The 20,360-nt window shown below is 50.8% G+C and carries 20 protein-coding genes; 19 read left to right on the top strand and 1 reads right to left on the bottom strand.

Going from position 1 to position 20,360, the window contains the following annotated elements; genetic code table 11:
- Positions 1-172: 172 nt before the first annotated feature.
- The 14 genes from B1757_RS13380 (at position 173) to B1757_RS13310 (ending at position 14,203) form a co-directional block, all read left to right on the top strand.
- Positions 173-685: a lysozyme family protein gene (locus B1757_RS13380; protein ID WP_143484280.1), complete on the top strand. Its 513-nt coding sequence runs from the start codon at positions 173-175 to the stop codon at positions 683-685.
- A gap of 238 nt (positions 686-923) precedes the next feature.
- The gene (locus B1757_RS13370) at positions 924-1,427 is read left to right on the top strand and encodes a hypothetical protein (protein ID WP_101538794.1); all 504 of its coding nucleotides are present in this window, start codon (positions 924-926) and stop codon (positions 1,425-1,427) included.
- Positions 1,428-1,488: 61 nt separating this feature from the next.
- Complete coding sequence (locus tag B1757_RS13365; protein WP_101538793.1) at positions 1,489-1,749, top strand: hypothetical protein; 261 nt, start codon at positions 1,489-1,491, stop codon at positions 1,747-1,749.
- Positions 1,750-3,180 carry a hypothetical protein gene (locus B1757_RS13360; RefSeq protein ID WP_101538792.1) on the top strand — a complete coding sequence of 477 codons (1,431 nt, stop codon included), beginning with the start codon at positions 1,750-1,752 and terminating at the stop codon, positions 3,178-3,180.
- Positions 3,181-3,201: 21 nt separating this feature from the next.
- Positions 3,202-4,050, top strand: a complete 849-nt coding sequence (locus B1757_RS13355) for a hypothetical protein (RefSeq protein ID WP_101538791.1) — start codon at positions 3,202-3,204, stop codon at positions 4,048-4,050.
- Complete coding sequence (locus tag B1757_RS13350; RefSeq protein ID WP_101538790.1) at positions 4,047-5,696, top strand: type II secretion system protein GspD; 1,650 nt, start codon at positions 4,047-4,049, stop codon at positions 5,694-5,696. The genes B1757_RS13355 and B1757_RS13350 overlap by 4 nt, the downstream gene beginning before the upstream one ends.
- Positions 5,696-6,997, top strand: coding sequence for a hypothetical protein (locus B1757_RS13345; protein ID WP_101538789.1), 1,302 nt, complete (start codon positions 5,696-5,698; stop codon positions 6,995-6,997). Before B1757_RS13350 ends, B1757_RS13345 begins: the two co-directional genes overlap by 1 nt.
- Complete coding sequence (locus B1757_RS13340; RefSeq protein ID WP_101538788.1) at positions 6,978-7,529, top strand: type II secretion system protein M; 552 nt, start codon at positions 6,978-6,980, stop codon at positions 7,527-7,529. The genes B1757_RS13345 and B1757_RS13340 overlap by 20 nt, the downstream gene beginning before the upstream one ends.
- Positions 7,526-9,304, top strand: a complete 1,779-nt coding sequence (locus tag B1757_RS13335; RefSeq protein WP_101538787.1) for a GspE/PulE family protein — start codon at positions 7,526-7,528, stop codon at positions 9,302-9,304. Before B1757_RS13340 ends, B1757_RS13335 begins: the two co-directional genes overlap by 4 nt.
- 11 nt (positions 9,305-9,315) lie before the next feature.
- Complete coding sequence (locus B1757_RS13330) at positions 9,316-10,512, top strand: type II secretion system F family protein (protein WP_101538786.1); 1,197 nt, start codon at positions 9,316-9,318, stop codon at positions 10,510-10,512.
- Positions 10,513-10,525: 13 nt separating this feature from the next.
- Complete coding sequence (locus B1757_RS13325) at positions 10,526-11,146, top strand: type II secretion system protein (protein WP_101538785.1); 621 nt, start codon at positions 10,526-10,528, stop codon at positions 11,144-11,146.
- A 4-nt stretch (positions 11,147-11,150) separates the two neighbouring features.
- Complete coding sequence (locus B1757_RS13320; RefSeq protein ID WP_101538784.1) at positions 11,151-11,981, top strand: hypothetical protein; 831 nt, start codon at positions 11,151-11,153, stop codon at positions 11,979-11,981.
- Positions 11,982-11,999: 18 nt separating this feature from the next.
- Entirely contained in the window at positions 12,000-13,076 is a 1,077-nt protein-coding gene (locus tag B1757_RS13315) for a type IV pilus twitching motility protein PilT (RefSeq protein WP_101538783.1), read from the top strand.
- Between the two features lie 23 nt (positions 13,077-13,099).
- On the top strand, positions 13,100-14,203 hold the full coding sequence (locus B1757_RS13310) for a prepilin-type N-terminal cleavage/methylation domain-containing protein (RefSeq protein ID WP_172437726.1): 1,104 nt from the start codon (positions 13,100-13,102) through the stop codon (positions 14,201-14,203).
- A 108-nt stretch (positions 14,204-14,311) separates the two neighbouring features.
- On the opposite strand, the gene B1757_RS13305 is transcribed toward B1757_RS13310, so the two are convergent.
- Positions 14,312-15,169: a hypothetical protein gene (locus B1757_RS13305; protein WP_101538781.1), complete on the bottom strand. Its 858-nt coding sequence runs from the start codon at positions 15,167-15,169 to the stop codon at positions 14,312-14,314.
- Positions 15,170-15,301: 132 nt separating this feature from the next.
- On the opposite strand from B1757_RS13305, the gene B1757_RS13300 reads away from it, so the two are divergent.
- The 5 genes from B1757_RS13300 (at position 15,302) to B1757_RS13275 (ending at position 20,359) form a co-directional block, all read left to right on the top strand.
- A complete protein-coding gene (locus B1757_RS13300; protein ID WP_101538780.1) occupies positions 15,302-17,095 on the top strand; it encodes an ATPase, T2SS/T4P/T4SS family in 1,794 nt (597 codons plus the stop codon).
- A 9-nt stretch (positions 17,096-17,104) separates the two neighbouring features.
- Positions 17,105-17,461: a hypothetical protein gene (locus B1757_RS13295; RefSeq protein ID WP_101538779.1), complete on the top strand. Its 357-nt coding sequence runs from the start codon at positions 17,105-17,107 to the stop codon at positions 17,459-17,461.
- A gap of 322 nt (positions 17,462-17,783) precedes the next feature.
- Positions 17,784-18,440: a TraE/TraK family type IV conjugative transfer system protein gene (locus B1757_RS13285; RefSeq protein WP_101538777.1), complete on the top strand. Its 657-nt coding sequence runs from the start codon at positions 17,784-17,786 to the stop codon at positions 18,438-18,440.
- A gap of 146 nt (positions 18,441-18,586) precedes the next feature.
- Positions 18,587-19,150, top strand: coding sequence for a hypothetical protein (locus B1757_RS13280; protein WP_172437725.1), 564 nt, complete (start codon positions 18,587-18,589; stop codon positions 19,148-19,150).
- Positions 19,151-19,153: 3 nt separating this feature from the next.
- The gene (locus tag B1757_RS13275) at positions 19,154-20,359 is read left to right on the top strand and encodes a TraB/VirB10 family protein (RefSeq protein ID WP_101538775.1); all 1,206 of its coding nucleotides are present in this window, start codon (positions 19,154-19,156) and stop codon (positions 20,357-20,359) included.
- The last annotated feature ends 1 nt before the right edge of the window (position 20,360 follow it).

Genomic DNA, 20,360 nt, shown 5'->3' with positions numbered 1-20,360 from the left:
CCGTCTCGAAACCCGATCATCATCGATAACAAAAAGAAGAACAAAAGAATAGCCAAAATTCATGTCCCATTCGGGAAAGGAAAAATCATGTCTGGAAAACACGGCAGAAACCTCAAGGCAATATGTCGATCAGCCTGGATCGATAGCCTTGAAGTGGTTGAGGTGTAAAACAATGAGCTCAACGGCGGTGTGTTTATTGGCTATCTCAATGTTGGTTCACTCACGGGCACCCAACCTGCAAACCAGCATGAACCATGAAATTGCGGATGCGATCTGTTATGCAGGAAAAAACTACGGTCTTAATCCGAGGATTCTTGCCGCTTATACATTGAATGAAAACGGAGGGTACGATGTACAACTATTGAAACCGGCCGCTGTTGGATATGATGCGGGTATCTTCCAGGTAAACACTGCCATAAATCGTCATATGCCGCTAATCAGATACGCGCTTTATCCGGATATAGAGGCTTCACTGGCCGCACAAATCATTAAGCGTAATTTTGCAGAGTTCGGTTATACATGGAAAGGGGTTGCTGCATACTGGTCTCCACTGGAAGCGCAAAATAATCAGCCTAAAGCCATTCAATATTTTGACCGTTGGCACCGGCATTTTTTGGAAGTCAGCCATTTTTTCAACAGGGCAAAAGTCATTCTGAAGCAACAAGACGGGAAGGGTAGACAATGAAGATGAAATCGATATTTATGGTTTGCGTAGTCATGGCGCTTACTGGGTGCGCAACGCAAATGCAACTCCACCAAGAGCGGCAAAATACCCAGGAAATAGCATCATTGAAGAAAAGCATGAATCGCAATCAATTGGCGATACTTGCGGTAAACAAGAAGGTCGATGCCCTGAAATCCCTCGTGGAAGGGCCTGGCGGGATTCCATCCCCATCCAATTAACTCAATTCAAGGAGCCTGACATGGCAAATGAAGAAAACACTCAAAGCGAATCAGTGAGCACAACTACCCAAAAAGGCAACAAGGGGGGAAAACGCCCAACCAGGGCGCCCATTCGCAATGCGAATTACGTGGAAACGGCCGACGGCCGGAAAAAGGTAGCCATCGAAGAGTTCGAGGCCAGAATTCTTGCGGGCCGGAAGATTGATGTGACCGTACTTAACCCACTGACGCATGCCGTAGGGTCCATGCTCATGCCTGCTGATCGCGCGTTGCAGCGGATCACCGAAGATCTGGCCATGACATCCAGTAAGGAAAATCGCGCCAAGTACCGGCAAGTCATCGCCGACTTTGAAGATGCGCAAAGTGATTTCATGCAGGCAGTCTATAAAGTTATCGAGGAGTCCGGCATGGAAATCAGCCAATTTATCCAGCGCCGGATTCGACGCGCTGACGGCATCGCCGATACCTCTGAAAATACAGAGGCGTCAACAGACAAGCCGGTGAAGACTGTTCAACCGCTCTGATCCGTAATATGGGGCGGAAAACCCGCCCCACACCATAACCTCAGATACCAAGGAGAATGCCATGCGCGCAGTAAGTGAATGGTTAGGTTTGCTGTTTGCCGTACTGGTGGTCATCTATGCTTACAGCATTTGGCAAGCGACACCGGACTATCGACCCATCGAAGCATGCCGACCCGTTACTTTCACCACCGGTATTGTGTCAGATCTCGCTGATGCGGCCTCGACTCAGGTAGGCGGTAGCGCACACGGATGGATGGGTGACATCAATAACGGCTGCCTTTCTTACACGTACAATCTTTTCGTTAAAGACCAAAATTCCTGAATGTTTCGCATTTTCTGGGTGTTCTGGGTAGCCATTGTCGCCGTAGTGGTTGGTTTATGGATATTAGCCCCTTTGCACTATATCGAGTATGTCACGGTATTAAGTGGAGCAGGGAATGCGAATGCCGTCGTGAAAACCATAGGCATGAATCAATCCATAGGGACCATTACATGGATTGTCACAGATTTTTTTCACGGTGCGTTTATAGCGGCACCGATCGCACTCGCAGGGTTCGTTTCAGCCTATTCGTTGTACAGGTATGCCCAACGAGTTGAGAACAACGAAGTTTCATCCAGACAATCCTCCGTATTTGATCGTGTTGGTGGTGATGACAGTGACTATGTGGCCACTGAGTTGAGGTTTCACGGTATCAAAACGGCCTACGACATGAGCGATCAGTCCATCAAGTTGAGAAAAGCAAAAGGACATATAAAAACACCGGAATGGGCAACCGATTATGAGCAGGAATTGCTGGGGATACTCTACGAGCATCGTGATTGGCCCACGGATGTCAGCGGATATCACGGCAGCAATCTATACCAGCACAGTATTGAAGTCTGGAAACACACCGCAAGAAGTCTCAAAAGAAACAACTTTGACCAAAACACACCTACCGCGCAGGTTACACGCTGTCTCGCGCTTACGCACGATGCGGGGAAAATCATCGCATACAGGCAAAAAAATGGGGCATGGATAAAAACAAGCAATCGCCATGAGCAACTCGGCCTGGTGGTAATGCGCTCCATCAGTGCATTTTGGCGCATAGATATGGAAACACGTAAGGCGTTGGAAAAGTCGGCAGCGATACTCTTGAACGGAGACAATCCTGTTGTCACCGGCGTTGTTGTTGATACGGCCGTAAAACTTGTCCGGGTCGCCGATATGTTCGTGACCGGTCGGGAGAGCACCAACCAACGAAGTAAGGTCAGTGAGCGTGAGCGCCAGGAAGGCAGCGCCCCATCGTTCAACGCACCGGATCAGGCAGGAATAATCGCTATTGACGAGCAAATTCTAGCCAGAATAATGGAATCCAGCATTGAAACGCTGATGGAAAAGCTGAAAATCGGAAAAAAATCCGGTTCCAAAAAGGCTCAGATAAACAATGGATACAAGGACATGGTTTTTGTGGACGCGGTAACTTTCGCGTCCCACATGATCGAAGCAGCAGAAAATGCGGGTGTCATGGGGCTTGATAAGCCCAGTGGAGAAATGCTCAACAGTGATGCCAAGATGATTTTGCGGAGCATGACCAAGGAAGGCCTGCTTATCACGAAGATAAAAGGCAAAGAAACCGGAGACTTAGGGCTTTTTTCGTACAAAACAAGCAAAACTACCCTTTATAATGTGGTATGTATAGAATGGAAATGGCCGCAATATATTGTAGATATTCAGAACGAAATAGTAGTAGAATGCGCGATAAAACCAGTTTAGCACTCAGGAGGAACCTGAAAAATGGGAAAAAACCAGCGAAAAATAACACTTTTAGCCTTGTTTGGCTCGACCTTTTGCCTGCCGGTCACTGCTTTTGCCGAACACTACAGCCCAACGGTTCCTTTCCAAAACAAGGAAGCGCCGGCCCAAATTATCGGCGGGGTCTACATTCCTGCCCATGAAGAGCCGGTCATGATTCAACCCGGTTCCGTACCATTCGCTGCGCACCCCGTATCGAACACAGAACAAGAGCAGCAGGCGCTGAATAACCTGGCCAGAAATCAAGAAGCAGGGGCCGCCCAATCAGCGCTGGCAAACTTGCAAGGTGCGCAAGGCAGCAACTCCATGCAACAGCGGACCCCAAACACCATGAAATCGGTACCCGCAGAGAAAATAAAAAATAACCCTTCGGACACCTTGCCGGCCCTCCCAGTCCATGTGTCGCCGGCCCCGGCAACACACCAAGAACAAGTCACGACACCAATGGTGGCGCACAACCAACCGCACACGAGTACGGCTGTCCAACGCATCACCCCCTTAGAGCGCAACGCCGTAAAACATCTCCATGTGACCATCAACAAAGTGGAAAGCATGCCCGTATACATTGCCAAAGGCGGGGAGCAGCTGAGCGCTTCATTCGGTTCATTCCTGGCAAAACATCATTGGAAACTGCTTTGGAATGATCGCCATGACATGACCCCTTACTTCACATCGACATACTCCGGAAAGAGTGTGGTGGATGTAGTTAATCAAATTCAAAAAACCTACCCCCAATTCAAGATTCAGATGTGGGGCGTGAACAGGGTGGTCACCGTCACCCCCTACACGAATCAAAATGCCATGGTTTCTTTCAGTGGGGATAATCAATGAGTAAGAGCACATTCATTCTGCGGGCCTCTATCCTGGCGGTGATCGGCGCAGGACTTGCCGGTTGCGCTCAGCCCAGCATGAAACAAATAGCTAAACAGCAAGAAACAATTTACCAAAAGGCTGAAAAAGGGCAAAAGGAACAATCGGTACAAATTATGGATAAAGCCTATACCGGAGGCTTTTCGTCGCAATACATCAACCCCGCCGACCAGGTAAAAATGTCTGCGAACGATTCCCCCGTGGGCGCGATGATCAACGCCATCGCCCAGCAGAAAAACTATTCCGTTTTCTTCGCGCAAGGCGCGGATCCGACGCGCACCATTACTGTTTCTGTGGATGGACAAAGCACCGATAGCGCCATCAGGACCATGGCGGAGGCGGCCGGTTATTGTGCCATCATTCAACCCAACTCGCGGCGGATCATTATTGCCAAGCATGGCACTTATATTTTCAGTGTGCCGACCAGCATACTGTTGAATGGCCAGTCCAAGTATAAGGTCGGTGGTAATAGTGCTGTCAGCGGCTACGAAAACAGTTCCAGCGGCGGTGGCGGCGGGATGGCTGGCGGTGGCGGTGGCGGTGGCGGCGGCAGCGGCGGATCGTCGTCCCTCAATGCCAGTTTCACCATCAAAGGCAAAACAAAAAACCAAAAAGCCAGCAACCTGAAGGAACAGCTGGAGGCTGTTGCCGGAAAGGGTAGCGATGTCCAGGTGGACGCAGAAACCGGCATGATTAGCGTGAGCGCCAATGCAACAGGTTTGGCGCGCGCCGACGCCTTTATCAAGGATTACGTGGCGCAAGCCGACAAGCGCGTAGCCGTACACGTTGCCCTACTGGAAGTCACCCTGAAAAATGGCCTGCAATATGGCATCAATTGGGGGAAAATTATTCAAATTAGTGGGACTCAGGCCATGGGGCTCGGGTTTGCCAACGCAATACCCGGGCTTTCATCAAGTTCGACATCCCCTGTTTCCTTGTCGGCTGCAACAGCTCCAAATGGTGCTGCTTCTATCAACGGGTCTCTGGGATCCACCAGCCAGAGTTATCTCAATTATACGGGCGATACTATTTCTGGCGTCATCAGCGCCCTCAAAAACGTAACCAACACGCGCATTATCAGCCAGCCGACCATGGTAGCGGAAAATAACACACCCGCCACGATCTTTTCCGGGCATAAAGTACCGTACATCGGTGACGTGCAATCCAATGTGGCATCGCTTGGCGGTACCACCAGTACCGGCGCTTCATTCTCCTATGCGGTGAATGGCCTGAGCCTTTCGATTGTGCCGAACATTTTAGGTAATCATCTGGTCAGCCTCAAAATTGTCCCATCAATCTCGAATATCACCGGATTTACTACAGGTGATGTGGACGGCACCAAAATCAACGCTCCAGATCAGCAGTTACGGCAAATGTATCTGCAGTCGATTGTTCCCAACGGCAAGACGCTGATTATCGGAGGCGCATCCACAACGTCCTCAGAAAACGACAATAACCAGACGCCGCTCTTAGGCCAAATCCCAGGCCTCGGCTATCTCTTCAAAGGCGTCAACGATCAGGGCACCACCAGTCAGCTGGTGATATTGGTGCACGCGAATATTATTCCGGCACCAAAATATAACCCATTGGTTTCGGAGGCCCTGTAATGCGTTGGGGAAAATCCAAAAAAAAGGACCCCAATCCGGCCGAAGCAATTGATGCGGTTATTCTGGACGAGTCAGATCATGATGATGTTCTTGATCTGGATGATCCCATTGATGATGGGGGGAAGATGCCAAAAGCGCCGAGAAGGAGGCGTGTGTCTGGCACAACCCCGGGGAAAACGCCCGTTTATATCGCCGCCGAGTTGTCCAGTGGAACGGTAGATATCTGGCGTGTCACCCCTGAAACATCAGAAATCGTGACGCCAGAGCACATCCCCGAAAAGGCCATCATCCTGCGCTTTACCGGCAACGATCTCAGCATTTCGCGGAAAGGGAAAAACAGCAAGGCCATCAAAAACGAACTGCGGGTTATCCTTAATGATAATCCGGTCATCAAAAGCTATGGTCGGATCGCTTTTGCCACGACAAAAGCCGAGCTTTTGACATGGAACCAGCGGCAGGCACCCGGCATTCTGGTCGCGCAAAGCGCGCACAAAATACCCCTGAAGAATGACCAGATTATTGGGGTTTACGCTGAAGGGGTGGATTCCATTGCCATAGCCGCCTATGTCGAAGCTTCTGGCGAAATCAAGGGGTACGCAGTCAGTACCGATGCTTCCGAAGCGGGCAGGGAAGAAGCTGCGCGGAGGGCAGAGCAGATCGGTGATGGTGACATTGACATCATCATCCCAAAAACATGGCTGAAGGCATCCTCACTCAGCATCCCCAGTAAAAAACTGCTTAGCATGGCCTACCCGGTAGACGGGGAGGTGGGTGGCAAGCCGGCTACTTACTGGGGCGGTATCGGCATGGCTGCAGGTGCAGCATTCTTGTTGGCTACCGGTGCGTTTCTGGTGACTGAAAAAAGCCAACTGGCCGAAGCGCATTCGGCGATGCAAAAAGCAATGCAAGATAACGGAAAAGGTGAAAGTGAAATCAGAGCGCTGCTGCAAAAGCATGTGCGGTTTGTTGAATCGAAAAGTTCGGTAAACCTGGGAAAAGGCATAACAGCTGCCCGCCAATTGTGGCAACCTGGTGAGCTGGCTACCTTATCCATGTCCAGCGGGGCGGTAGGGGGAGTCAACCGTAATAACCACCAGCCTGCTAATGGCATCATCATCCATGTTACGCCATTCATCAGCAAGGACGGTGCCCTCCAGGGCGATACCGTGGCCTGGCTGCCGCCAAAATTATTAATGACAAAAATCCACCGGTCTGCGCCCAAAGGCTACCGTATAAGTGCTGTGCATATGAACCCATCCGGATCACGATATGAGGTCGTTTATGAAGCCGATAAGCACTAAAAACAAAGGTCTTGCTTTCGGGTTGGCGGCGACTGTTTTATTCGTCATCGGCTTCATTCTGCTGCATCACGCGATTTCTGCGCAACATCAAGCAAAAGCGACTTTCGCCTCTGCCAGAGCAATGCAGATGCGGAATGCACACGAAATGGTGTTGGCGTCACGCATGAAGTTGCAGCTTAAAGATATACCGGAAGTCATGGCTCAGCCGCTACCCAAGTTACTGCCCACGGATGTCCAGGATATCAACCGAACCAGTGGGGCCTTTGGCATCAAGATCAGCCGCATCGACGTTCAGGCAAAAGTCTTTGGCGGGCGCTATAACGCCATGGGTATCGTGCTGAAAAACCTGGGCACCCCCATGCCCGGATACCCCGGTTTGAAAGACCAGAAAATTACCATAAAGGGAGAATGGTCAACTATCGACGAATTCGAGCAGTGGGTGAAGTACCTCCAGTATATCGGCCTTGCCGTTAACCATGTAGCCATCACCGGCCGCAATTTCAACATGAGCGTGGAGGCCGTAGGCGTATGAAAGGGTTTGTGACCTGGGAAGAGGGCAAGGGCTTTAGCATCCCAAACATGCTCGTTCCCGAGAGGCGCGCCGGCGACTTGAACGAGGCCCTGGTTACTATGGGGTTCCATGCACAGCAAATTCGGTTTCTCTCCGAATATTGTCGTGTCGCGGGTATCGATATGGCCGATGGCATTACCGACTTGGGACTCGGGACCAGTGAAAAAGTCGTCAAAGCCGAAAGTATACGCTCTGGAATCCCTTATTTCCCAGCAGAATCAGCGGATTTTGTGAAAGCCAACCTGTTGCATGCCTACGCGCCGGATATTCGCGCAGAAGAATCCAACGTGCCTTATGTCCCGGTTGGTATTGACGAGAATGAGCGGGTTCTGATTGCCATCAACCATCCATCAAAAAAGCAGGAAGCCATCAATAGTCTGCACAAACGGACACGCAACATTGAAGTGTGCCTGGCTGCGAACAAGGTTATTCAAAATATATTTCGCAGTGAGTTTTTCGATACCCAAAGTCTTTTTACCACGGCGAGAGCCAAAAAAGGGTCAGAAGAGCGTTATAAAGAAATGCTCCAGGCTTTACTGGTTCACGCCTGTTATCAAGGCGCATCCGATATTCATTTTTTGCCATTACCGAATGGAGCCGGAGCGGTGTTCATCCGCATCGACGGTGTGCTGGAACCCTTTGCCATTCTTGAGCGCAACCCTCGCGGCGCAGAAGGTGAAGAGAAAGAATACGATCGTATTGTCCAGGTCATCAGGATGGATACAGCTTCTCAGGACGGCGTTATCACAGAAGGTACCCTGGGGGATTCCATACCATCATCTTTAGCAGGTAAATACCAGTTCCGCGTGGAAATCACGGCCACTGTAAAAGGGGCAAGCGCAGTCGTGCGTATCCTTTCAGTCTCTGACGATACCACTGAATTTGAAGAAATTGGTTTCGATGACCTCACCAAAAAAAGATTGCTGCACTACGCAGGACAAAGTGCGGGCATGTTGATTGTGACCGGCCCTACGGGGTCCGGAAAAACCACGACACTCAATGCGCTCATGAAAACGATCGACCCACTTTCTGAGTCCGTACAAACCATTGAGAATCCCGTTGAATTGCTGGTCGGCTTGTGGGCACAACATCATGCCAAAGTGCTCGACAGCAACAAGAGCGAAGCCCAGACATGGATTCGCTGGTTCAAGGCACTGATGCGTCGTGACCCAGACACGATCCTTTACGGGGAAATCCGCGATGCTGACACTACGGCTGTGGCTCTCGATGGGGCCAATACGGGGCACAACGTATTTACCACCATGCACACTAAATCAGCCGCCAGCGCTATTCAGCGGCTACGGAATATGAAGCTCGATGCCACCGGTGAATCGCTGGATATGGATGCAGTTTCTTCGACGCTTCACGGCATTCTCGCCCAAAGGCTACTCCGTAAGCTTTGCAGCTACTGCAAGATTAAGGACGAAAGAACGGACAGCCTGGCGCAGCTTGCAAAAATCGTCGAACTGGAGCCGGGCCAAAGCATCTACCGCCATAACAGTGCTGGCTGCGAGATCTGCCATGGCAAAGGCTACCGGGGCCGACACATGATCTACGAGCTGCTGCATTTCACCAGACCTGTGCGGGAGATGGTTTCCAGAAAGTCCCCCATTACGGAGCTTGAATCGGCTATAGAACCACACCTCACCCTCTGGGGTACAGGCATGTCGCTGGTACACCGGGGAATAACCTCCATCGATGAGCTACGGCGTGTGGCTCTTGAAGATATCGACTAAAGGGGATTTCCTTGAATCTTGTTTATCACTTCCAGGCCAAACCACAAAACGGCCCCGTTTTCGAAGGGAAAGTCATGGCGCAGGATTTGGAATCCGCGCAATCCAAGCTTTCCCAGCAAGGACTGCGCGTGATTGAGATAAAAATCAACATCAGCGACTCCCTGGATCTTGTCGTGCGGAAAAGCGCCGACGGCCGCGAGATGGCCCAGTTCTACAAAACACTGGGAAGAAGATTAGGAAATGGCAGCGGACTGGAGCAGGCGCTGGAAGAAAGCCTGGAGTTCACGATGGATTCTGTGTTGTCCGTCATTATATCGATGATGGTGGTTGCCGCAAAAAATGGCTCCAATGTGGACGGGTGCATGCAGTACGCCGGCATCGATAAACGTGACGTTTCCGTTATCCGCGCCTTGCGCGAGGCGGGGGATGCACCCCGGGGGCTGGGCGATCTGGCGGCCGAGTACCAACAAACCTACTCACTGAAAAGAAAGCTGCGAGCCGTTTTTTTGGAGCCGCTATCTATCCTCTCCTTTTCTTACATTTTGATATGGGGCGTTTTTGTTTTTGCAGTCCCGAGAATCCAACACTTTTACGCGCAATTGCCGAATGCTTCACTTCCCGGGTATGTCGCAAAACTTTACGCCTTCGTCGATTTTTTTGATGCGCACGTCGTCGTGTCCACCGTGCTTTATGTATTACTGGTTCCGCTACTGATTTTCATCATCAGAAGCCCATTGTGGGCGTATGTGCGAGATAAAATACCGAGCTTCCGGGCGCTTTCAGAACGTAGCGACCACGCTATGATTTGGGCCTCATACGCGCTGCTGTATGAAGCAGCCATTAACCGCGCTGAGGCTGCCGAATTGATTTCCAAAAGTGCCAAACGCATGGATAGCCGCACTGCCTTGGCAAACATGGCGATTGCCATGCGACGCGGCCGCGAGCCGGCCAGAGCGGTCGCTATCGCGGGATTCCCCCGTTTTGTACAGGGTGCCGTGGCCAACTATTTGCGTGCGGGCAGTGCCGATGACGTAGTTGAAGGGCTCCGTCTCTTTTCATCCAACCTGGCTGAAGACGTAGACCTGCTTTCTGAACGGATTACCACTCTGGCGCGCAATATGATGTACATCCTGATGGGGGTGATCATCTTTTTTGTGGCCATGATTACCGCTGTACCGATGATCGAAACAGCTTTGCATCAAGCTTGAACAGGAGCGAACCATGAGCAGTGAAAACACCAACGTAGATACCAATGAATTCTCCAGCGAGGCGGGCGTTTCGCTCATCACCTTGCTGGTAGCCTTGACCCTGATCGTCATTTTAGGCGTGTTGGCCATCCAGAACTTCAACTTTGGCAAGTCCAAAGGTGAAATCATGTATTCCCTTTCAACGAGCCTTGCCAGCGCCGCTAAACGGATGGAAATTGATACTTCCTGCTATCCGCTGAATACCGCACAACTATTCAACTACAGCACTTACGGATCGACGACAAATACGTGCGGAACCAGTGTCAGCAGCACCTGGAATGGTCCATATATCAATGTCTACAGCAATGTGAGCACCAATGACAACATCGTCCTGCCGAAGTTTGGCCCGGGTGTGACCGCCACTATCACCAAAGTAGCCGCCACCAAGATTACCGCCAATTCTCCAGACGCGAATGCTATCGCTGTAGAGTTCCAGCATGTGCCTAATAATGTCGCCAACCAGGCGGGGATCGCGTGCGGTATTGCTCCGGTAGGCGGCACGACTATTGGTCAGCAAGGGAACAACTGTGCCGTTGTCGCCGGGACCGGTAACACCTCCACTTTCTACTACGCTTTTGCGTACACCAACCAGTAAAAACATGGATAAAAACCAGAAGAACGAGTCTGGCGTTGCCGCCTTGCTGTTGGCGGTGGTGATCATGCTCGTGCTTCTGGCGATGGTGGCCACAGCTGCCGCTTTTACCAGTTCCATCCAATTACCCAGGATTCAATATGAGCAAAAACAGTATGTACAGTCCGTAGTCAAGCGCATAGGTGCCTATTACCAATCAAATGCCTGGGCCCTTAGCCAGGGAAAAACATTCCCGTTGACGGCCAGCGAACTGTTGACAGATGTGGGCGTCAACCAAAAATATGGCCTGCAACTCTGCATCGGTGACCAGCAGCAGCTCGGGCAATACCGATTACCCTATTACAATATCTGGGCTTGGGTCCCCCATCCCGGTGGCGGGAAAGCGCCCGTTTGCGGGTCAAACACTTTTACCCCCAATTCAGTGCAGAATTTCGCGCTTTATTCCGGGGCTGTTGCCCAACAGAACCTGCTTCTCGCCAGCGCGAAGTCCATGCGTGATCTGGGCGCAGCGCTGGTGACGGGCTTTGAAGCGGCCCAACAATCCGGCGGCGTGCATAATATCGATGTGGATTATTTCAAGCCTTACGGTTGTGACGGCGACAATGGGGCAGGGCCATTAGCGTGTGCGGAGAGTTGGACAGATGCCTCCCAGATGTCCCTGGATAGCTGGATTGGCAGTTCAGGGCTTTATCGGCGCAATGCATGGGGCCAAGAATTGCAGATAGAAAATACCGCACCCGTAGCCAATGACCAGGAACCGCCATATACCATTTTTGTCCGTTCGCTCTTACCCGGCGGCGCTTATTTGGAACAAGAATTTTCAGAACCCATTGGTTAACCAACGTGGAGAAGAAGTATGTTTATTGACGAGCTGAGACATTTTCAGGACCAGACATTTTCGGATATTCACCTGCATGAAGGTCAACATCCGCGCTGGCGAACGAAGGCTGGAGAGGTCGAGATCATGAAAGACTTGCCGACCATTACCAAGGCAGATTTCGAGTCGATTCTGGTGCAGGCCGACCAATCGCTGGAAAATGATCCGAGTGAGTTCAGCGTGGATAAAACCCTAGCGGAAAACAAGGGGCAAACCGATTTTGCATCCATTATCAATGGCGTGCGTTATCGTGTCAGTATGTACTGGCACAACAGCCGAAAAATCGGTGCCTCTATGCGGAAAATCTCCGAAACGATCCCGGACATACACACGCTCGGTCTCCCGGATAAGGTGATCGACCTGATTGATAGAAAGTCCGGCATCATTCTGGTGACCGGGGAAACCAACTCTGGGAAAAGCACTACCCTGGCGGCAATGATACAGCATCGCGGCCGGCGCAAGGAGCATATCATCACCGTCGAAGATCCGGTCGAATTCCGACACCATGAGAATGAATCCGGCGCCCTGATCACCCAGCGTGAGGTGGGCCCTTATCGTGATACCCAGTCTTTTGATGACGCGCTCCGCTCCGCCTTGCGGGAAGACCCCGATGTCATCATGGTAGGCGAAATACGCGACAGAATTTCCGCAGAGATCGCGATGAAAGCGGCCGATACGGGGCATTTGGTGCTGGCCACCCTGCATACGCGCTCCGCCCCGAGAACGGTGGAGCGATTTCGCAATATGTTCCCGAAGGAACAGTCATACGCCGTACTACAGCAATTTGCCGATGCCGCTATCTTGATCCTGAGCCAGGCGCTTGTCCCATCCTTGGGTATGGACAGGCGGGTGCTGGCATACGAAATGATGACCAGCAACGCAGCAATAGCCGGAAACATCAAGAACGATAAGTTAGACCAGCTTATCAGGGAGATGGAAACCGATAAAGAAATGATCACACTCAACCGCTGTCTGGAAAAGTTGGTGAGAGATAATGTGATCACAGCAGACACCGCTCGACGCACCTCCTATCTTCCTAAAGAGCTGCGGGTATAAAAACAATGAAGGAGGGCGGCATCATGCGAAAAGAAATTCAGCAGAGCGGGTTTACGCTGATTGAAATATTGGTAGCCATAGCCGTGATTACCTTGCTGGCTGCGTTTATTTTGCCGTCCATCGACCAATACATCACGTTCTCTCAAAAACTGGTAACACAGGCCGACACGGAAAAACTCCGTAAAGCGATGACGCAGGCCTACATCAACAATGCCATGACTATTGACTCCCAGACGGGTGCTACGATCTGGTTAAATACCTCCGGGACATCGATCTTTACCACGGACACATCTGTGCCCATCGACAACCCTTCAGCCACGGAAACCGGTTATCAGGTCCTAAGCAGCTATACCGGAGAGGCACCGAACAAAACCGCCGTGGATGGCTACAACCGCCCATGGCAGGTTTATGTGAGTGATCTTTTGTACGGAAAATATCTGTCTTACAGCGTTCCATATCACATCATTGCTTTTGTCTCGGTGCCCTCTAATGGCGGATCGCAGGCTGACAGCGCATCCGGCGTCAAATTCAACGCGCAAACTGGACAATTAACACTGCCTCCGCACGCCTATGCGGCCATCGTCAACGGCCTTCCAATTGAAGAAAAACTGTATGCGAAAACCATCCGGAAGATGCAGGCCGTTGCCACCGCCTATGGCACCTATTTTACGACATCCTATCTCGCCAGTACCCAGAGAAATCTGGGCATGGATTATTTCGCGAGCAGCGATGCTAATGACACGACAAATTCTGACGAGTGGAACGCTCAAAGCGAAATCGGCAATAGCGGAAACGGCAATGGTCCCGGTTTTCCATACCCTGGAGTGACCAACAGTCCGCTGACCAATACCAATGTGTCCGTTTGCGATGTTCAGCCCGCATCCGACCTATCCGGGTTTTCATCCGCTCTCGGGCTGTCTGGAGATTCGATGATTACCGCCTGGGGTTTCCCTATCGGCATTGGCAACGGTCCAAATTCAAACTCCGCAGCTACCAGCTGCTATGGGGATGACAGAGACCCCTCGTCCGGCAATGGAAACCTGAACACGCCGCCATTCAGTGCCTTTGTGGATGCCTGGGCGCCAGGCGGGACCCTCATCTCTATCCCGGTTATTGGCGCTTACTAACCACCTAAAGCCCGTTCAACCATAGCGGGCGATGGCAAAGCAGTAACGCCACACAAAAGAAAGCCCCATCCGTTAAGGACGGGGCTTTTGGCGTGGAGGGTAGGCGGGCTAGCGCACAAACCGCCCGAACTTGCCTGGCATTCCCGGTCGTGGCGGGAGAACGTGAACCCCTGATTCCTGCAACAGGCGGGCATTAATGGCACTGTTTGGCGTATTGCCAGCCATAGGAGTACCGCCAGTGCCACCGCCATACTGGCTCTTTGTCATGGGCGCAGCAGCGTCGATAACCCCAATAGCACCTACTTGAGACAAGCGAATATAATGCCCCCCGCTGGGGCCGTAGACCATTACGCCATCATTACCAACCTTGCCAACCCGATATTCACCAAAAGTCGTGTTAGAGCGAAAGCTGTGTACCTTGTGTCCGATGCGGATGAGCGCAGAACGATCCCCGGAATCACCCATTATCGCTACCAGCTGTGGCGCATTGTCCATGGCGTGCTTCTTGGCCACGGCCTGTTCAGCCGCTACAAACTGTGCGTGCAAGCCGGAAACCTGCTGACGCAGGGCGCTGACTTGACGCAGGAGCATGGCGTTTTCTGCATCGTCGGATTTCCCATGATGCGGCCCAGCCATAGAGGAAGATGAAGCGTTGCCGCCTAACGCGCTCATCTGATGGTTGATTCTGGCGATTTCCAGATCATTTTTCTTGATTTTCTTGAGGATGCTACTGGTGTTGTACTGGGCAACATAGTGTTCATACTTGCCAATCTTACCCGTGAATGGATCGACAGTGGAAACACTGGTTGCGGACGAAGATGCGTGCTTCCCGATGTTGATGACAGGGTTGACAGAAACCGCTTTATTATCAGTGTGTAAAACGCTGCCATCATCGGCAAAAGCAGTGGTGGAAAAAGCAGAAAAGGCTATAAATAACGATGACAATAAGGCGGTTTTTTTATACATAAGAAAGCTCCATAGTTCATTTTCGCTCTTGAATGTGGCGAACTATGCCAATATAATGCAAAGAACATCAGCAATCAACGACCTAAATCCCAGTGATAGCGGTCTAATTGCGCCATAAAGTTGGAGACAACAATGGATTTTGGGTCACACATCGACAAGAAACAGAGTGAAACGGCCAAAAAACCGGAAGAACGCACAGAAGAAGCGCATCAATCTATCCAGAAACCGGATACTTTCCCCGATTTTTTTGATGGGGAACCGCCAAGAACAGTTATCGACGAGGATGCACCCCCACTTGATAGCCAAAAAGATGACGCGGAGCACCCATTCAGGCCTGAATTATTGGATGACCAAAGCAATGAAGCTGAAGAAATCCCGGTGATACAGCAACCCGAAATCAAGCCAGGGCCCCAGCAGACGCAAGCTGTAATCGAAAAGAGAAAACCGCAAGCTGATCGTCAGCAACCTGCGTCGCGCTCGCCGCAGCCGCAAGACCAGAAGCCTTCTGTGGATTGTGGGAAGTTGCCGAGCGAAAGCCGCCTGGCCAAATTGTTACAAGCAGAGAACCAGAGCCCTCATTGCCTTTTGACGCGGGCCAACTTGCACCTTGTCCTGGATGGAATGGAAACGGCTTACTATGACTGGCAGCCATGGATACTGTATCGCCGCGATCAAGAAGGCAGTCTTGGGTTAAAAGTAGCGGCAACAAAAAAAAGCGATCCTGAAATTTTGCGGCCGGAAGTGACCAAAGTGATGGAATCCGCGCTGGGAATAATGCCAGATGTCGTGGAATGGATGGTTGTCTCAGAAGCCGAGCTTAAAAAATTGACGGCCATCAATCTTTCCGCCAGAACATTCATAAAAAACATCCTGGACCAAAAGTTTGCTGCAGCTACAGAAATAAAAGAGTCGATGCGGGCAATCGCGGCCACCGGATTCTATGCATCCACTCATGCTATCACGATCCATCGCCATTATGGCCGGGTTGAACGATATGCGATCGATCAGGAAACCTTTTCATACCTCAAAAACACTTTGCAGGATGCCGCTGCTACCAATGGTCAGATGATCCTCATGGAATGTGAGCCTTTCGCTCAGGCGGAAACACCTCTGCCGGTATTGATCGAACAAATGGATGCACAATCAGCCGCTATATTGACCAAAATGACCACCAAAAATAGTGGCGTTGTGGTCGTCGCCGGGACACGAAACACCAACACCTTGGAAACAGCGGTGAGCCTGGCTGGAGCGGTTCGCGCCCAGAATACACTGGCGGGAAGCATCGGCACCCACATAGATTCTCCAAATTGGGTAACAATTACCCCGAACAATGCCGAAGTATCGCCAGTATCATCGGTGGTTATGCGGATTGTTGAAAGTGAGAAACCCCGCTTTGGTCAGCTGGCACAGCGAATAGCGAATGCCGGGAAAATGGTAGTGATTGCCTTAGAAGCCTCCTCTATAGCGGAAGCGATTACCCGATTAGTGGATAATGGCATGTCCATTGATTTTGCAGTCAACAGCGTGCATCTGGTCGCCTTGCAAACGAGCCTCCCAACACTGTGCGATGATTGCGCTCAGCCAGATGATCGCGAGTCTACCAACAATCATCTGGCCGAAAATACGGCCTGGCGCCGGAGCATGGGAGATCAAACCCAGAGAAAGACCCGACGCAAAGGACATGGATGCCCGACGTGTAACAACACAGGATATACGGGACAGATCACCTTGCTCGAAGGCATTGAAGTTGCAGAATGCGAAAAGGACGTTAAAAAAAGCATCCAACGCAGAGACATGGTGGATGTGATGTCCTCTATCAATGTGCAAAAAAGGTTATGGGCGGCGAGTATTACCTACTTGGTGACGGGTGAAATAGACTCGCGCGATATGGAAAAAAATGTGCAAAGGACGCTTTTTGGAAAATAGGAGGTTACAATGAAGAAGGAAATTGCATTAAGGATTTTTGCAACGGTGGTTATGTCGCTCATCACGATGTTTGTGATGAGTTCACCGGCTATGGCAGCCACAACCACTACGGCTGCCAACACAGTAACAGGTTTTTCCGGAAGTAATGCCGTATCGATGATTGAAGGTATTCTATACGGTGGATGGGGACTGCTTATTGGCATCGTCATATTTCTTGTGGCTATCGGCATGTTCATAAAGCTTGGCCTGGGGGCAGCGCTGGTGACCATGGCGTTGGGCGTATTGATTTTCCTCGTGCCAGCGATAATCAAGCATGCTCAAACTTATGGCGCAAGCAAGTCCGGGTACACACAAACAACGGGATAAAATCAGCACCAGGAAACTTAAGAGGCAAAAATGGACGAAGAGAGCAATGAACCAAGGCCATCGCCAAGGCATATAGACCGAAAGAATAGGTTGTTTGAGTATTTGGTTGTTCTTTTCGGACCATTTTATGTACTGCACACATTTTCTCTGATTGCTGGGATATTGATAGGAGTGATTGCGTTACCATTATATATTCGTTTTGTCAGCGACAAGCAGGACGGCTATATGATGCATTTCGCCTACAAACTTGGATTTCCAGTGAACAAGCTGATTTCACGGAAAATCAAAAGACTCAGCCCGTAAACGAAAAGAAGGGATATCAATGAAAGAAATGGAAGAAGCCGCATCCGAGTATGAAAACGAGGATAACGGATGGTCAAAAAGCCGCTTTGTTTCGTTTATGGCAGCAGTGGAAGCCGGTAATTCCTACAAGAATATGGTGATCGTCTTTCTGGGTATGATTATCGTGGTCTTGGCGGTATTGCTGTTTAACGCGCAAAACACAGTGACAAGCATGGCCAGAAATATTCCGGTTATGGTGATACCAGGGGCCAGGAGCGGTCTTTACTCGCCGGGAATAAGCGCAGAAAACGTAAAAAATCTAGCGATTTACATGGTAAAGTTACCGTTGGATATTACGCCCAAAAACATTGAACAAAGGTATAATGAGTTCGAGTCATTTCTAAGCCCCGGCGAACTGATGAATTTTCAGGCGCAGAAAACAGCCATTATTCAGTCCATCCAAGGGCATGACGAAAGCCGAATTTTTGTGGCGGACACATACCACCTCAAAGAGATCGGGGTAAACCAGTACAAGATCGTAACAACCGGGCATTATCATTATTTCTCCGGGAATTTAGTGCTTGGCGACCACAAGGAGCGCGTCAGCATGACTTTCACCGTAGCCGTCTCTGCTTCTCCAAAGAATCCATACGGCGTAGTTATCAATAGTTTTAGAGCGGGCAAGGTGAGCGAATGAAAAAATACCTCCATATTGGCCTATCCGCAGTCATTCTCTCGTCTGCCTTGGCGCTTGGCCCCGTGGCCGCAGCGCAAACGGTTACCTGGACAGGAAAGTCATACATCCCGGTCCCCGTGCGTAGGCACGATCTCACGGAACTGGTGATGCCGGACGCCATTGCGACCTGGTGGGATGAGGCGCCAGACCGCATTGATGTCTCACCGGTTCCAGGCACCAAAAACATTCTGAGCATCCGCGCCTTGAGCAAAAATCCCTCGCAAAGACTTTTCATTCGCGGCGAAAATGGCACTATTTACATGGCCGATATAAGCCGTAAATTGCCTTACACCCCAATGGTGAAAGTGCGAAATGCCACTACCAGCTTCCACAATGAGTTAAACGCGGCCGCAAAAACAACGCCAGAAACATTCATGCGGGCGTTGATCCGTGGGAATGTGATGCCGGGCTTCTCCGCCAAGCGCGTCAACACTATCATTATGGATGCACCCCCTTACAAGATTGTCGCCAAAGCCATCGTGAGCAGCCCGGAAATGACGGGCATCATTGCGACATGGGAAAAGGATTCGTTGCAACCAAAAGTTCGGTTCAATCCGGTTACTTTCACCGTACACATACCCGGCGCAGGTAAGCTCCGCATGGTCAGCACAAACCAGTGGACACTCAGCCAAGGGCAGAAAGCAACCATGTATATGATTTTTACGAGGTGATGGATGGGTGCTAACGCCGGCGGCAATCAAAAAGATAAGAAAGAAACCCTGAAATGGATAGGCGGCGCGATAGCCGTTGTCCTCGTGACGATTATCATAGCCGTTATTTTTTCTACACCAGGCCCACAAAGTCGCCCCGTACAAAGGACCATTAAACCGCATGACCAGAACAATCTGCAGATGGGCGGCTTGGGAGAAGGGCAGTTTGGACCCCTGTATCAGCAGCGTATCTCGAACGAAATTAAAAATAATTTCGATCAGATTGAAAAAAAGCAAAATCAGAAAATTACTGCCATACAGAAAGAACAGCTGAAAAGCTCTCAAGAAACGAACCAGCTCATCCGCTCCATGCAGAGCCAGCAGTCAGCGCTCCAACAAGAAATCGTTGAACAGAAAGAGAATGAGCGCAATCACAGCCGGAAAATTACTTACCACAGCATGAACGGCAATCCTGGCGCTGCTGGCAGTTCTCGATTCACGGAAACCCCGGGACAGGCCATGAACGGCGGGGTTCCATTGAAGAACACAGCAGACAAACGGGTTGAAAAAAAATCTCCAGTCATTGCCTCTGATGGCTTTATACGCGGAAGTCTCTTGAATGGCGTTGTCGCGTCAGCGAATACGCAAGGCGGGTCTGATAACAACCTTACCCTGATCAATTTGAACGGGACTTACCATGCCGCCAATGGGTTTTCTTCAGATGTGAAAAACTGTTTTGTGCAAGCAGAGGCATACCCCGATTTTTCGGCCTCCAGAGTCGAGTTCAAACCGACGAAACTCAGCTGCAATATGCCCGACGGTAGAACGGAGAATTGGGCGATTGGTGGATGGGTAGTCGGCCAGGACGGCATCGAAGGAGTGAAGGGCGTTGTCCATGAAAACCTGGGCAACGAGGTTGTAGGCCAATCCATACTCGGGGCACTCTCCGGAGCTGCAGGAACAGTGAATCAAAGTCAGTACACTACCACCTATTCCAGTAACGGCGGCGGTGGCGCCTCCATTTTGACCGGAAATCCATACACGGCGGCATTGGCTGGTGTTGCTCAAGGTGGAGCACAGGCAGGCACTAAAGCCCTGCAGCAGTATTTCTCCCTTTATGCACCGTCGATACAGGTAGGTGCAAACACCCCGCTTACCGTGGTTATTACAGACACGATCCCGTTACCGGAGTCGGGATCCATGTTGACACGCAATTTCAAGAAAGGATAAA

It is taken from the genome of Acidithiobacillus marinus (genome assembly GCF_002847505.1).
In the GTDB taxonomy this organism is placed as follows: Bacteria; Pseudomonadota; Gammaproteobacteria; order Acidithiobacillales; family Acidithiobacillaceae; genus Acidithiobacillus; species Acidithiobacillus marinus.
The sequence above is the reverse complement of the archived record's forward strand: the minus strand, read 5'-3'. Positions and strand labels throughout refer to the sequence as shown.